The organism is Marinobacter xiaoshiensis (assembly GCF_031631795.1).
In the GTDB taxonomy this organism is placed as follows: domain Bacteria; phylum Pseudomonadota; class Gammaproteobacteria; order Pseudomonadales; family Oleiphilaceae; genus Marinobacter; species Marinobacter xiaoshiensis.
Genome location: NZ_JAVMBO010000017.1, coordinates 547,806 through 561,659 on the forward strand (window position 1 = coordinate 547,806; position 13,854 = coordinate 561,659).

Genomic DNA, 13,854 nt, shown 5'->3' on the forward strand with positions numbered 1-13,854 from the left:
TAGTCAGGTGCAGCCGTTAAGGCTGCACCTGAGGCTGGTAGTGTTAAATCCTGACGGTCAGACTTTTACGTCGTAAGCGAAGTACTTCTTCATGATGGCGTCGTAGGTGCCGTTTTCCTTCAGCTTACGCAGTGCCGCGTTAACCTCTTCGGCAACATCTTTGTCGCGCTTGCGCATGGCAACGCCAACGCCTTCACCCAGCTTTACGGGCTCGCCAACTTCCTTGAAGCCTTCTTTCGTGAGAACAGTCTGTTCGCCTACCGGGTAGTCAACAAACACAACATCCAGACGCTGGCCTTCGAGATCCAGAACCATGTCATCTGCGGTGGTGTAACGCTTGATGGTTACTACGCCGCTCATTTCCTCGGTGACAAAGGTATCCATGGTGGTGCCACGCTGAACACCTACGGTTTTACCTTTCATGGCGCTCATGTCGGTAACGTCTGCGTTGAAGCTGTCAGGGCCAAACCAGCCGCCTGGGGTGTTGTAGTAGGGCTCGGAGAAAAGAACCCGCTCAGCACGCTCCGCAGTGATCGACATGGAAGACATGATCAGATCGAATTTACGGGCCAAAAGACCGGGGATCATGCCGTCCCAAGCCTGAATAACAAACTCGCAGTCTGCTTTCATTTCTTCGCACATGGCAGCGGCCAGATCAACTTCGAAGCCTGTCAGCTCACCATTTTCATCTTTGTATTCAAACGGCTCATAGGGTACGTCGAAAGCAATGCGCAAATTACGCTCATCTGCCTGTGCACCTGTGGCAAACATGGCCAGAGCGCAGCTTGCTGCAATTATCAGTTTTTTCATGTGTCACTTCTCCAGTGGGTCGCCTCTAGGGCGTTATTTTTTTGGAAATTATATGTCCAACAGCGATAAAGATAGCACCGCCTGTCAGAACTTGGGAGCCAGGAACTGTTTCATGCGCTCCGAGTCAGGGTTATCAAACACCTTCTGGGGTGTTCCCTGTTCCTCGATAACGCCCTGGTGTAAAAACAGCACCTGAGTCGACACATCCTTTGCAAATGCCATTTCGTGAGTTACTACGATCATGGTGCGGCCTTCCTCAGCCAGACTTTGCATAACTTTCAATACTTCCCCAACCAGCTCCGGGTCCAGTGCTGAGGTTGGCTCGTCAAACAGCATTACTTCTGGTTCCATCGCCAGTGCTCTGGCTATGGCTGCCCGCTGCTGTTGGCCACCGGACATCTGAGCCGGATAATAATCCTTGCGCTCGTATATTCCCACCTTGTTCAGGTAAGCCTCTGCCCGTTCAATGGCTTCCTTTTTTGGAACCTTGAGCACGTTGATTGGCGCTTCAATGATGTTTTCCAGCACCGTCATGTGAGACCAGAGGTTGAAGCTCTGGAATACCATGGAAAGCTTGGCGCGAATCAGTTCTACCTGCTTGTTATCTGCCGGAATACGCTCACCCTTCCGGTTGGTGGTGAACCTGATGGGGTCGCCGTGCACAATAATGTCGCCAGACGTTGGGGTTTCCAGCAGATTAATGCAGCGTAGAAAGGTACTTTTACCAGAGCCGGAACTGCCGATCAGAGAAACCACATCGCCTTTGCGGGTTTCGAGTGAAATACCTTTGAGCACTTCGAGCTCGGCAAAGGTTTTGTGTATGTCTTTGCAGATCAAAGGCGCTTGGTCCGCCATGGAGGGCTCCTGAAACTGAAATTCAAGGGCGCTTTAAGGGTTGTGGCGGCAGAAACCAATGCCGTGCGCACATACAATATTACTATTTCCCAGCGCCTCTATTTGAGATCCCGTATTGTGGCGGAATGAGTGTTCAATGCAAGCATTTTGCAGGTTTCAGCCGATGCTGGAGTGCTGGCAGCCTGCAGTTTCCGGAATAACCGGAATGCGTATAAGTTCGCTGCCTTCGTTCTCCATGTCGCGCAGTGATTCACTTACAAAGCGAACATGCGCCATGGCAACCTTTTGAGCACTGGCCGGCCGCCCGGCCATAATGGCTTCATACAGTTGCCGGTGCTGCTGCACAATTTTCTTACGCTTCTCGGCCCGAGGGTTGAGATTGGCGACCGATGCTTGCACCGTCATCAGCATCATGTTCTTAAGGCTGTTGAGTACATGAACCAGAATCGGGTTATGAGAAGCCTCAACAATTGCCTGATGGAAACCGTGATCCGGGCGTGCATTGCTTAGTGGGTCGGTTTCTTCCAGTGCCCTGAACGCTTTGGTGATCCGGTGATGGTCGAGGCTGGTTGCACGCTTTGCGGCCAGGAACGCTGCTTGCCCTTCCAACTGCTCACGAACTTCCAGCAAATCGTAGAGGGTTCGTGGATGCCCTTCAAAAAGATGCATCAAGGGGCCCTGCTCGCGGAGATCGTCAGACCCGGGCACCATTGTAGAAACGAAGGAGCCCTTGCCGTGGCGGGTTTCTATCACACCGCGCCCCTGAAGCTCATGAAGCGCTTCACGAATCACCGACCGCGAAACCCGAAGGCGCGCTGCAAGTTGCCGTTCTGAAGGTATTTTTTGTTCCGGCGCCAGGCCCCCATCAAGGATGAGCCTTTCCAGCCGGTATGAGACTTCACGTGAAATTGCCATTTTCTTGCCTGCGGGATCACTGGTCTGACCAGTGATGGTTGTAATTGTTGTTATCAGGTTAACGCTGCCCGCAATACGACAGCCCTTTGAATATGGCCGATTGGGCCGCGTTCGTCCATTTTGCCAGTTACAGAAACTGGTCGGACCAGTTGTCTCTTTGCTGGACTAAACAGGTACTGCCAACGAATATCGTTTTTGATGCCGGGTATGAAGCCGGTGTTGCTCAGAGCTCTACAAAAAACATAACAACAATTTTAACGGAGATGTCTCGATGAAACCGAGCAAGACCAATACTAATAATTGCGAAGCCGGTGCAGCTTCGCAGCGCAGGGGTTTTCTGAAAACCGCAGCCCTTGGGACCGCTTTGGCTGGTGCCCTGATGATGGGGGCAGGCCAGGCTCACGCTGCAACAACCTGGAAAATTCAGTCAGTTTGGGATGCGGGCACTGTCGGTTACGACCTGTTCGAAGAATGGTGCGAGAGCATCAAGGAAAAAAGCGGCGGAGAGCTTATTTTCAAGCCGTTCCCGGCCAAGGCGGTTGCTGCCGATAACAACGCCTTGTTTGAGGCTGTGCGTAATGGCGTGTTGCAAGGTATGAACCCGTTCACCTTGTATTGGTCTGGCAAGATTCCAGCATCGGTATTTTTGTCTTCCTATCCTGCAGGCCCGGATCAGCCGCACCAGTGGGACACCATGTTCTACTCCATGGGCATGTTGGAGAAGACCCGGGAAATCTATAAAAAGTACGGCTTGTTTTACGTAGGCCCCATTCAGCACGATGCCAACATCATTCACTCCAAAAAGCCGGTTAACAAACTGAGCGACTTGAAGGGCATGAAGATTCGTGTGCCCGGCGGAATGGTCGCCGAAGTGTTCCAGCAGTTTGGTGTCTCGACTGTAAGCTTACCCGGCTCTGATATTTTCCCTGCACTGGAGAAAGGCACCATTGATGCGGCGGATTATGTTGGCCCGGCGGTGAACTATGAGCTGGGCTTCTCCCAGGTAACCGACTACATCATGTTCGGCCCTCCCGGTGTTATGTCTATCTACCAGCCAGTGGACTTGATGGACCTCACCGTCAACTTGCGAAACTGGAACAACCTTGATCCGAAACTGCAAAAACTGGTTGAGGATGAAGTCCGCAATTACTCCCAGATTCACTACCTCACCATTCAGAAGCGCAACATCGAAGCCATGAAGAAGTTCCGGGCCGACGGCGATACGGTAACCCGCCTCAGCCAGGATGACCTTGCCGAGTTCCGCCGTGCCGCGATTCCCATCTGGTACAAGTGGGCAAACAAGGATGAGGATGCCCGCGCCATCTTCGACATGCAGCTTGAGTACATGATGAACGACACCGTTGGTTATGTGAGCGAGTCTGATCTGGAAGGCGTCAAAGGCAAGTAAGCCTGCGTTATCTGACAACAATAAAAGCACAGTGGGGAAGGCTAGGGATTGCTCTTGAAAAGCGGAGCGCCTCCTTCCCCGTTTTATGGCTGAGGTAGTAACGACATGTCTGATCTGGAAGGCTTCGGATTTGTAATGCCGCACTGGATGTATTGGGGCTGGCTGGCGGTGATGCCGCTCATCATGATGGGATGGCATAAGTGGGCTTGCGCTCGGGGCGGCGAACCCGCAGAGCCTGGCATGACGCCGGGTGAGTTGCAGGCTATGGAAGATGACCCTCTGGTTTACCTGAAGTTCGAAGGTAACTGGTTTACCCGCATTATTGACTGGATCAGTGAGAAATCTGGCGAGTTTGTCGCCTTTTGGACGGTCAACGCGGTGGTTTTCTATTTTTTCGAAGTTGTCATGCGGTACATGTTCAACCAGCCCACGGTGTGGGTGCATGAAGCCAGCTTCCTGTTGCTGGGGATGCAGTACCTGCTGGCAGGCGCCTTTGCCATGCTCCATGGCGCTCATGTGCGAGTGGATGTGGTTTACAACCTCTTGCCGGTGCGGGGCAGGATTGGCATGGATATTTTCACTTCAATGTTCTTCTTCGTGTTTGCCTTGGTACTCATGGTTACCTCCTGGACCTTCTTCGAGAATTCATACTCCATGAATGAAACCACTGTTGAGACCTGGGGCATTCAGTATTGGCCGGTAAAAGGCATGATGATGCTTGGCTCCACCTTGTTGCTGCTCGCGGGCATATCCAAGCTCATTAAGGATATTGTCCTGTTTGTTCGCCTGGGACAGGAGCGTGTCGCATGACTACCAGTACACCGACTGCTTCAGGTCCTACTCTGTCGGGTAAGCTCGGCACCTGGTTGATGATTCTGGCCACCATAGGGTTCGGGTTTGTCATCTGTGTCGAGATGATCAATATCCTGTTCTACGATCCATTCAGCGACGAGAAATTCCTTTTCAAATTTGCTGGCAGCCTTGCCAGTGTTGAAATCGGCCCGCTTACTTATCTGATGTTTGGCTCGCTTTTCGTTGCCCTGATGATGGGCTTGCCACTGGCCTTCGTTACGGGCGGCCTCGGGGTGCTGTTTGTGTATCTGGTGGGCGATTCCATGATGCTCAACATCGTGCCCAGCCGCATATTCCCGATGATGACCAACTCCGATCTGGCTGCGATTCCGCTATTTATTTTCATGGCGTCTATGCTGGAGCGTGCCGGGCTGATCGAGGAAATGTTCAGTGTGGTCTACAAATGGATGGGTGGCCTAAGTGGTGGTCTTGCAACAGCAACCATACTGGCCTCTACGCTTCTGGCTGCCATGGTTGGCGTAATCGGTGCTGCGGTTGTAACCATGGGAATCATCGCGTTGCCTGCCATGCTGAAGCGTGGCTACGACCACAAGATTGCCATTGGCTCCATTATGGCGGGCGGTACCTTGGGTATTCTTATCCCACCGTCCATTCTTGCCATACTCTATGCAGTGGTAGCGCAGCAGTCGGTGGGCGAGCTTTACCTGGGTTCAGTTATTCCCGGGCTAATGCTCTCCGGCCTATATATTGCGTATGTTCTGATTCGCAGTTGGCTGAACCCAAGCCTTGGGCCTCCTGTTCCGGTTGATGAGCGTATTTCCCTGAGGGAAAAGCTGCTTCTGCTGAAAGGTTTGATTGCTCCTCTGATTCTGGTGGCGCTGGTTCTTGGGCTGCTGTTCGGTGGCATAGCCACGCCGGTTGAGGCCGCGGGTATCGGTTCATTCGGTGCCATTGTGGTTGCCATCATGCACGGCAAGTTCAATATCAGTGGCCTGCGTGAAGCCTCCATAACCACGGCTAAAGCCTCTGCCATGGTGTTGTGGATCATGTTCGGGGCTTCTGTGTTCGTTGGCTTCTACATTCTGCAGGGTGGCCAGCAGTTTGTAACAGACTCCATTCTGAGTACCGGCATGTCCTCCTACGGCATTCTGTTTCTGCTGATGGGGCTGTTGATCGTGCTGGGCATGTTCCTGGATTGGGTTGGCATCCTGCTTTTGGCTGTTCCTATCTTCATTCCGATTGTGAAAGCGCTGACGTTTGAAGGCCTTTTCGGATTGCCACCAGTAGAGGGTGATGACGTCGTGCTCTGGTTCGGGGTGCTGTATCTGGTGAACATGCAGATGTCGTTCCTTAGCCCTCCCTTTGGCTATGCACTGTTTTACATACGTGGCGTGTGCCCTCCGGAAATATCCATGGGCACTATCTTCAAATCCTCCCTGGTGTTCCTTGCCATTCAAGCCTTTGGTTTGATGGTGTGCATCGCTATTCCGGGTGTTGTTACCTGGTTGCCAGGGCTGGTTTACGGCTGATCCATTCTGGAGGTTAGTAACATGTTAACTATCAAGAGACTTGATCTGGCCGAAGCCCGGCTGTTGATTGCCGGGGCGGCTGAAAAGGCCCGGGAAATCGGAGTGCCCATGTGCATCGCGGTTGTTGATGAGTCTGGCAACGTGATTGCCTTCGAGCGCATGGATGGAGGCAAAATCACGAGCGTTACCATTGCCCAGGACAAAGCGTTCACGGCGGCAGCGGCCAGGAAAGCAACCCATGAATACAATGCCGTTAACGTACCTGGCAGCCTGGCTTTTGGTATCCATACAGAAGTAGGCGGGCGCGTAAGTTCTGTGGGTGGAGGTTTGCCCGTGATCGTCGATGGCGAGGTTGTGGGTGGTATTGGATTGAGTTCCGGCACGCCACAGCAGGACATGGATTGCGCCCAGGCGGGGCTTGATTACTTTGCAGCCCAACGAGGCTGAAACAGGCGGTTTGAGGAAGGCCTTATGAAAACCAAGCCAACCATCAGCAAAGCGGAGCTGGCTGAACAGCTCCGGGCCTTTGTTGATGCAGATTTCGTTATCACTGATGACGAAACCATGAAGCCCTACGAATGCGACGGCATGTCCATGTACTGCGAAATGCCGTTGCTGGTAGTGCTACCGGAAACCGTAACCCAGGTGCAGCGGATTATGCGGATTTGCCATAAGCATGGGGTTCCGGTTGTTGCCCGCGGAGCGGGTACGGGGCTCAGTGCCGGTGCCATGCCGAACAAGGAAGGCGTGGTGCTGTCGCTTGCCAAGTTTAATCGCATTCTGAACATCGACCCGCTGGCACGAACGGCCAGCCTGCAACCTGGAGTTCGCAACCTCGCTATCAGCGAAGAGGCGGCTCAATACGGTCTTTACTATGGCCCCGATCCTTCGTCGCAGATTGCCTGCACCATTGGTGGCAACGTGGCGGAGAACTCTGGTGGTGTGCACTGCCTGAAGTACGGGCTGACGGTACACAATCTCCTCAGTGTGGAAATAGTCACCGCTGAAGGTGATGTGGTAACTGTGGGGAGCGACGGGCTGGATAGCTGTGGTATGGATCTACTCGCTCTGCTAACCGGATCGGAAGGCCTGCTGGGCGTGGTAACAGAAGTTAAAGTAAAGCTATTGCCCAAGCCTGAAGTGGCACAGGTAGTGATGGCCGGTTTCGATAGCGTACAAAAAGCGGGTGATGCCGTTGGTGGCATTATTTCCCACGGCATAATTCCAGGCGGCCTGGAGATGATGGACGGCTACGCCATTGTGGCAGCCGACGACTTTGCCGGTGCCGGCTACCCCCGAGACGCCAAAGCGCTGCTTCTTTGTGAAGTAGATGGCACCGAAGAAGAAGTTCACGAGCACATTGCAGAGGCCGAAGAGGTTTTCCGAAAGCTTGGCGCCACCTCGGTTCGCACCTCCCAAAGCGAAGAGGAGAGGGCGCTGTTATGGCTGGGCCGGAAATGCGCGTTTCCTGCAGTCGGGCGCATTTCCCCTGATTACTACTGCATGGACGGCACCATTCCCCGCCGACACATTGCTTATGTGTTGTCTGAGATGGACAAAATGTCTCAAGAGTTCGGCTTGCGAGTCGCCAACGTATTCCATGCCGGTGATGGCAATTTGCACCCGTTGATCCTGTTTGATGCAAACGTGCCGGGAGAGTTCGAGCGTACCGAAGCCTTTGGTGCGGCAATACTGAAAATGTGTGTGGATGTTGGTGGTTGTATTACCGGCGAGCATGGCGTGGGCGTGGAGAAGATTCGCCAGATGGCGATTCAATTCAACGATGAAGAACTTCAGCAATTTCACGATGTGAAAGCCGCGTTTGATCCAACAGGCATTCTCAATCCGGGCAAAGCTGTGCCTGCGCTGAAGTACTGTCAGGAATATCGGTCGCTCAAATACAAACAACACAAGCACGAACATACGGAAGCCGCACAACATGGCTGATATCTCTCAACAACTGCAGGAGCAAGTGCTCCAGGCCCGCGCTGGCGGGGAGAAGCTCAACATAGTGGGCGGCAACACCAAAGCCTTCATCGGCCGGGAGCCCAGTGCAGATGCCGGCACCCTCAACGTGAGCGAGCACACAGGCATAGTGGATTACCATCCCGTAGAGTTGGTAATGACCGTACGTGCAGGCACGCCCCTGGCTGACATTGAAGCGGTGCTGGCCGAACAAGGCCAAGCGCTCCACTTTGAACCCCCTCACTTTGGCCCAGAATCCACCATTGGTGGCACACTCGCCTGCAACCTGTCTGGCCCAGCCAGACCCTGGACTGGATCGGTCCGAGATCAAGTTCTGGGCATTCGCCTGATTAACGGCAAAGGCGAGCATTTGCGGTTTGGCGGCGAAGTGATGAAAAACGTCGCCGGCTATGATGTCTCCCGACTTCAAGCCGGAGCTTTAGGCACCTTGGGGCTCATCACTGAAATCAGCCTGAAAGTAATGCCCAGCCCCGCCGCTAGCATGACCTTAGTGCAGGAAGTGGGCATGGACGAAGTCCTCCACTACATGAACAGCCGCTCAGCCGAACCCAAACCCATCACAGCCGCCTGCTGGGTAGACGGCAAAGTCTATCTACGCCTCTCCGGAGCCAAAACAGCCGTAGAAGCCACCGCAGAAAAGTGGAGTGGTGAGGTAATGGAAGCAGGCGCAGAATTCTGGCGCTTAGTACAAGACATGCAGCACGACTTCTTCACCGGAAGCGACGAAGCGCTATGGCGATTCTCCGTTAACTCCACTGCTGCGAACCCCGCCATCGAAGGCGACTGGTTCATAGACTGGGCAGGCTCCCAGCGCTGGTTCCGGGGTACGGGACAGCTGAGCGATATGGAACCATTGGCTCGCGTCGCTGGCGGGCAGGTAGGCCTGTTCCGGGGTGGCGACAGAAGTGGTGAAGTGATGCACAGCCAGCCTGATGCGCTTAAAAGGATTCAGCAGCGGGTGAAGAACTCATTTGATCCCGACGGAATATTTAACCCGGGCAGGTTATATAGCTGGATGTAGATTCGCCAAAGTCAGAACAGCGATGGGGCGGATAACTCTCTGAAACTGTGCGAAGCCATGGATGGCGTAGCCAAGCGTACAGGGAAGTATTCACAGCGTGTTTCAGAGAGTTATCCGCCTCATCGCGACACCACCGATTTTGAAGCTTTAGCAGGCACGATATGCAAACAAATTTAGTCCAACAGTTCGCCAACACAACAGAAGGACAGGAAGCAGAAGCCATACTGCGGGCTTGCGTCCACTGCGGATTCTGCACCGCAACATGCCCCACCTACCAGGAATTGAACGACGAGCGCGACGGCCCCCGAGGCCGCATCTACCTCATGAAAATGTTCCTCGAAGGCGCCGAAGTTACCGAAAAAACCCGTGAACACCTCGACCGCTGCCTAACCTGCCGCAGCTGCGAAACCACCTGCCCCTCGGGCGTTAAGTACGGTCGCCTTCTGGATATCAGCCGCGACCTTATTGATAAAGAACTGCCACGCCCCCCGAAAGAAAAGTGGATGCGCTGGGCGCTCGCGCGAGTAGTCCCCAACCGGGTGCTGTTTGGATACCTGCTGAAACTCGGGCAAACCTTCGCCCCAATACTGCCCGCCAAACTGCGAGCCAAAGTACCCCCGAAAAAACAGGCCAGCCCCTGGCCCGCCGCAAGCCACAACAGAATAGTTTTGGCGCTGGCGGGCTGTGTACAGCCATCTGCAACACCGAACACCAACGCCGCTGCCGCTCGAGTGCTGGACAAGCTCGGCATCACCATGGTCGAAGCCCCGGAAGCCGGATGCTGTGGCGCGGTGAACTACCACCTTTCAGAGCACGAGAAGGGCCTGGAGCGCATGCGCCAGAACATCGATGCCTGGTGGCCAGCCATCGAATCCGGCGCAGAAGCGCTGATTATGACCGCCTCAGGTTGTGGCGCCATGGTGCAGGACTACGGGCACTTGTTAAGAAACGACCCGGTTTACGCAGCTAAAGCCGCTAAGGTCAGCGAGCTATGCACCGACCTTGGTGCATTTTTGCTAGAACAGGACCTCGAAAGCCTCAAGGTGCAGAACACCTCTGGCAAAGTTGCCTTTCATTGCCCCTGCACACTTCAGCACGCTATGAAGCAGAGCGGTGTTGTGGAGCAGGTGCTTACCAAGGCAGGCATCAGCTTGGCCATCACCAAAGACAAGCACTTATGCTGTGGTTCTGCCGGTACCTATTCGGTGTTGCAGCCAGAACTAAGCCAGAAACTGCTGGGCAATAAGCTCAAAGCACTGACGGTGGATAACCCTGACTGCATTGTAACGGCCAACGTAGGTTGCCAAATGCACCTTGAGACCAAAGCCCAAGTGCCGGTGCAGCACTGGATAGAGCTGCTTGATCAATAAGTAGTAAGGCTAGCCTGCTCTGTATTCCTTATGATGATTGTGATGCTCCCTCAGTGATTTCCGTCACTAAGGGAGTGTATTTTGCTGCTATGCGCTAGACTGCTAAGTTGTAAGCACGCTAACAATCCACGGTTTCAGCATCTTCTGCCTGGCCTCTCTCATTTGGATACCGATTTGAATACAACCCCTATGTCCCACCTTCAACTAGCTGTCCTGCTAGGCATGACCGTTGCCTTGGGGCCATTGGCACTTGATGCGTACCTACCGGCCTTCCCGGAAATCGCTGATGAATTAGGTGTTGGCCATGGAGGCGTCGGCCTCACGCTGAGCGCTTATATTGGCGCTTTGGGGCTTGCGCAGTTGCTGGGTGGGCCATTGTCCGACCGCTATGGCCGGCAGCGGATATTGTTCGCCGGGCTGCTGGTGTTTGCTATTGCCGCCTACATGGTTGCCCAGTCGGAAACGCTTACAAACATGCTGGGATGGCGAATCGTGCAGGGCATTGGTGGTGCCTTTTGTGCAGTGTCTGTGCCAGCCATTGTTCGCGATCAAACCAGTGGTCAGGATGCTGCCCGGTTGTTCGGGTTGATTGGCCTGGTTATGTTTATCGCGCCTGCCGCCGCCCCCTCCATAGGCTCAGCATTGCTGTACTTTAGCGAGTGGCACGTGATCTTCCTTATGCTGGCAGGCTACGCAGCCCTGCTAGCCGTTGTTCTGCACTTTATGCTTTTCCAGCGGTTACCTGCCCGGCAAACAGAGCGCACGCCAATAGTTACATTGATCACCAACTATGGGCTGGTACTCCGCCATGGTGTAACCATGCGCTTTGTTGGTCTGCAAGCCCTGTGCTTCAGCTCCATGATGGTGTTTATCACCCACGCATCCTTCATTTACCAGGAGTGGTTCGGGCTCTCAAATTCCATGTTCTCAGGCCTGTTTGCTGCAAACATAGTGGCTATGGCTGGCCTGAATCTGCTTAACCGCCGCCTGCTGAACAAGTATGAGTCGGTGCGGATTCTCAGAGCCTGTGTTTTTCTGCAGGCTGTAGCTGTCAGTGCACTGATTATATGTGCCTGGGCGGGCGCGCCATACTGGGTTATAGCTGGCTGCATTATTGTTGCGGTTGGATTTATGGGTGCCATTATTCCCAACAACATGGCCAATGCCCTGGAGTTTTTTCCCCATCTTGGCGGCACTGCAGCAGCAATGTTGGGTGCTGCACAGTTCACGATTGCGGGTGTGATAAGTGCACTGTCAGCCACCCTGGCTGGTGGAACCTTGTTGCCAATCGTATTGGTTATGGCGGTGTGCGTTTATGGCGCTGCTGTGCTGGCTGCTGGCGGACCAGCAGCCATTGAGCGTAAGAAACAGGAACTGGTTGCCACAAGCTAGCTTTTGACGCGCCGCGCCTTTGCTGCATTGCTCTGTTTGGCAATTGAGGCGCGGGAGCTGATGCCCTGATCAATGTACAGCACCGCATCTGGTATCTGGGGGAACATGTGTTCGGCCAGAAAATACTCACGCAGTGCCGCTGATTGTGTAAGCGTGTCGCGCACAGGGCCTATCAGGCTAACCAGATAAAACTCAATCCCTTGCTCCTGCAGATTTTCGATCACGCTCTCCAGCATGATCAGGGAGGTGCTGTCGATGCTGCTTACAGATTGAGCATCCAGTATCACCGCTTTCAAGGCACCTTCCGGCCGCTTCTTGATAAGGCTGTATAGCCGGGATTTGAAATAGTCTTTGTTGGCGAAATAGAGCGGCGCATCAAAGCGGAAAATCAGCAAATCCTTACGCACGCTAATGCTTTCGAATCTGTGGATGTTGCGATAAAGATCTTCGCCATCAAGCTTCCCAAGCTCAGCCATGTGTGGGGTTGTGCTGTTATAAATCACCAGCATCAAAGACACAGCCACACCAATAAGCAGGCCCTGCTGTACGCCCAGTAAAATGGTGATAACAAAGGTAACCAGCAGAATCAGAAACTCCCTCCTGTCCTGTTGGAACAATCCCTTTATCTCTTTGTACTTGAATAGCCCCAGCACAGACATAACGATAATTGCTGCCAGTGCCGCTTTCGGCAGGGGGTAGTCGGTGAATAGTGGTGTAAGGAAAACCACTGTAATGGCAATCAGACCAGAAGAGATGAGCCCTGATATTTGAGTCAGCGCCCCGGCCTCGCGCATGGCAGCACTGCGTGAAAAACTGGCAGAAACAGGAAAACTTCGGAACATGGCGCCCAGAGCATTGGCCAGGCCAAGCGCAATCAACTCCTGATTAGGCTGTACACTGCGCTTGTCCTTTGGCGATTCCTGGGATTTGCAAATCGACATGGTGCCTACAAAGCCCATGAGGGCTACGGTAAATGCCACCGGAAGTAACTCGCCGAGTTTTGCCATACTGAGCTCGGGGAATTGCAGAGAAGGGAAGCCCTGAGGCACAGAATTAATAACCTCAACACCAGCCTGGCCGGCATGGAAGAGCCCGGATAACAGCATGGTGCCAACCAGCAGAATGAGCGCGTTCGGCACCTTGGGTGCCCGGCGTTTACAAAGAAAAATAAACAGCAAACTGGCTACAGAAATTCCCACCGTAATGACATGCCAGTCACCAATTCTCAGTAATAGCTGATAGCAAAGGTCGAGCACGTTGGCACTTTCGACATGAACCCCAGTCAGGCTCTGAAGTTGGCTGCCGATAATGATGATGGCCGCCGCTGAGGTGTAACCCACAACAACCGGGTAGGAAAGAAAGTTGGCGATAAATCCAAAACGCAGCAGCCCGAACAGAAACTGAATCAAGCCAACCAGAAGGGTTAATTCAATCGCAAGCTGAAGGTATTGATCAGAACCGGGCTCGGCGAGCACACTGAGCCCGGAAAGAATAAGAATGGCATCCAGTGCCACCGGCCCGATAGAGATTTTGTTCGAGGTGCCCAGTAATGCGTAAAGCAGCGGCGGAAAGATCGAAGCGTAGAGCCCAAACTCTGGTGGCAAGCCGGCCAGCACCGCGTAGCCCATGCTTTGCGGGATCAACATGACGCCAATAGCCAGGCCCGACACCACGTCTTGTCTTAGGGTGTGGGCCGTGTATCCCTGCAGCCAGAGCAAGCCGGGAAATAGTTTGTAGAGCATAAACGCAGCTTAT

At 53.7% G+C, this 13,854-nt stretch carries 12 protein-coding genes; 8 read left to right on the forward strand and 4 right to left on the reverse strand.

The genetic code is table 11. The features are described 5' to 3' along the window. Positions 1-57 precede the first annotated feature (57 nt). The 3 genes from RKA07_RS14335 to RKA07_RS14345 all read right to left on the reverse strand — a co-directional run bounded on the left by RKA07_RS14335 (position 58) and on the right by RKA07_RS14345 (position 2,580). Positions 58-810 carry a transporter substrate-binding domain-containing protein gene (locus RKA07_RS14335; protein ID WP_200369655.1) on the reverse strand — a complete coding sequence of 251 codons (753 nt, stop codon included), beginning with the start codon at positions 808-810 and terminating at the stop codon, positions 58-60. Positions 811-894: 84 nt separating this feature from the next. Continuing rightward, positions 895-1,665, reverse strand: coding sequence for an ABC transporter ATP-binding protein (locus RKA07_RS14340; RefSeq protein ID WP_200369654.1), 771 nt, complete (start codon positions 1,663-1,665; stop codon positions 895-897). A 156-nt stretch (positions 1,666-1,821) separates the two neighbouring features. Continuing rightward, entirely contained in the window at positions 1,822-2,580 is a 759-nt protein-coding gene (locus RKA07_RS14345; protein ID WP_310966634.1) for an FCD domain-containing protein, read from the reverse strand. 271 nt (positions 2,581-2,851) lie between these two features. Here RKA07_RS14345 and dctP point away from each other — a divergent pair, with 271 nt between their 5' ends. From dctP to RKA07_RS14385, 8 genes are all read left to right on the forward strand, one after another. Next, positions 2,852-3,988 (forward strand): TRAP transporter substrate-binding protein DctP, encoded by a 1,137-nt coding sequence (dctP, locus tag RKA07_RS14350; protein WP_310966635.1) that lies wholly within the window; start codon positions 2,852-2,854, stop codon positions 3,986-3,988. A 105-nt stretch (positions 3,989-4,093) separates the two neighbouring features. Beyond that, entirely contained in the window at positions 4,094-4,798 is a 705-nt protein-coding gene (locus RKA07_RS14355) for a TRAP transporter small permease subunit (protein WP_200202925.1), read from the forward strand. Beyond that, complete coding sequence (locus RKA07_RS14360) at positions 4,795-6,330, forward strand: TRAP transporter large permease (protein ID WP_200369651.1); 1,536 nt, start codon at positions 4,795-4,797, stop codon at positions 6,328-6,330. The genes RKA07_RS14355 and RKA07_RS14360 overlap by 4 nt, the downstream gene beginning before the upstream one ends. Positions 6,331-6,351: 21 nt before the next feature. Beyond that, positions 6,352-6,777 (forward strand): GlcG/HbpS family heme-binding protein, encoded by a 426-nt coding sequence (locus RKA07_RS14365; RefSeq protein ID WP_200202923.1) that lies wholly within the window; start codon positions 6,352-6,354, stop codon positions 6,775-6,777. Positions 6,778-6,801: 24 nt separating this feature from the next. Next, a complete protein-coding gene (locus tag RKA07_RS14370; RefSeq protein WP_310966636.1) occupies positions 6,802-8,277 on the forward strand; it encodes an FAD-linked oxidase C-terminal domain-containing protein in 1,476 nt (491 codons plus the stop codon). Next, positions 8,270-9,337 carry a glycolate oxidase subunit GlcE gene (gene glcE / locus RKA07_RS14375; RefSeq protein WP_200369650.1) on the forward strand — a complete coding sequence of 356 codons (1,068 nt, stop codon included), beginning with the start codon at positions 8,270-8,272 and terminating at the stop codon, positions 9,335-9,337. The genes RKA07_RS14370 and glcE overlap by 8 nt, the downstream gene beginning before the upstream one ends. 161 nt (positions 9,338-9,498) lie before the next feature. Continuing rightward, complete coding sequence (gene glcF / locus RKA07_RS14380) at positions 9,499-10,707, forward strand: glycolate oxidase subunit GlcF (protein WP_310966637.1); 1,209 nt, start codon at positions 9,499-9,501, stop codon at positions 10,705-10,707. Between the two features lie 174 nt (positions 10,708-10,881). Next, complete coding sequence (locus RKA07_RS14385) at positions 10,882-12,099, forward strand: multidrug effflux MFS transporter (protein ID WP_310966638.1); 1,218 nt, start codon at positions 10,882-10,884, stop codon at positions 12,097-12,099. On the opposite strand, the gene RKA07_RS14390 is transcribed toward RKA07_RS14385, so the two are convergent. Then, on the reverse strand, positions 12,096-13,841 hold the full coding sequence (locus tag RKA07_RS14390) for a SulP family inorganic anion transporter (RefSeq protein ID WP_310966639.1): 1,746 nt from the start codon (positions 13,839-13,841) through the stop codon (positions 12,096-12,098). The genes RKA07_RS14385 and RKA07_RS14390 overlap by 4 nt on opposite strands. Positions 13,842-13,854 lie beyond the last annotated feature (13 nt).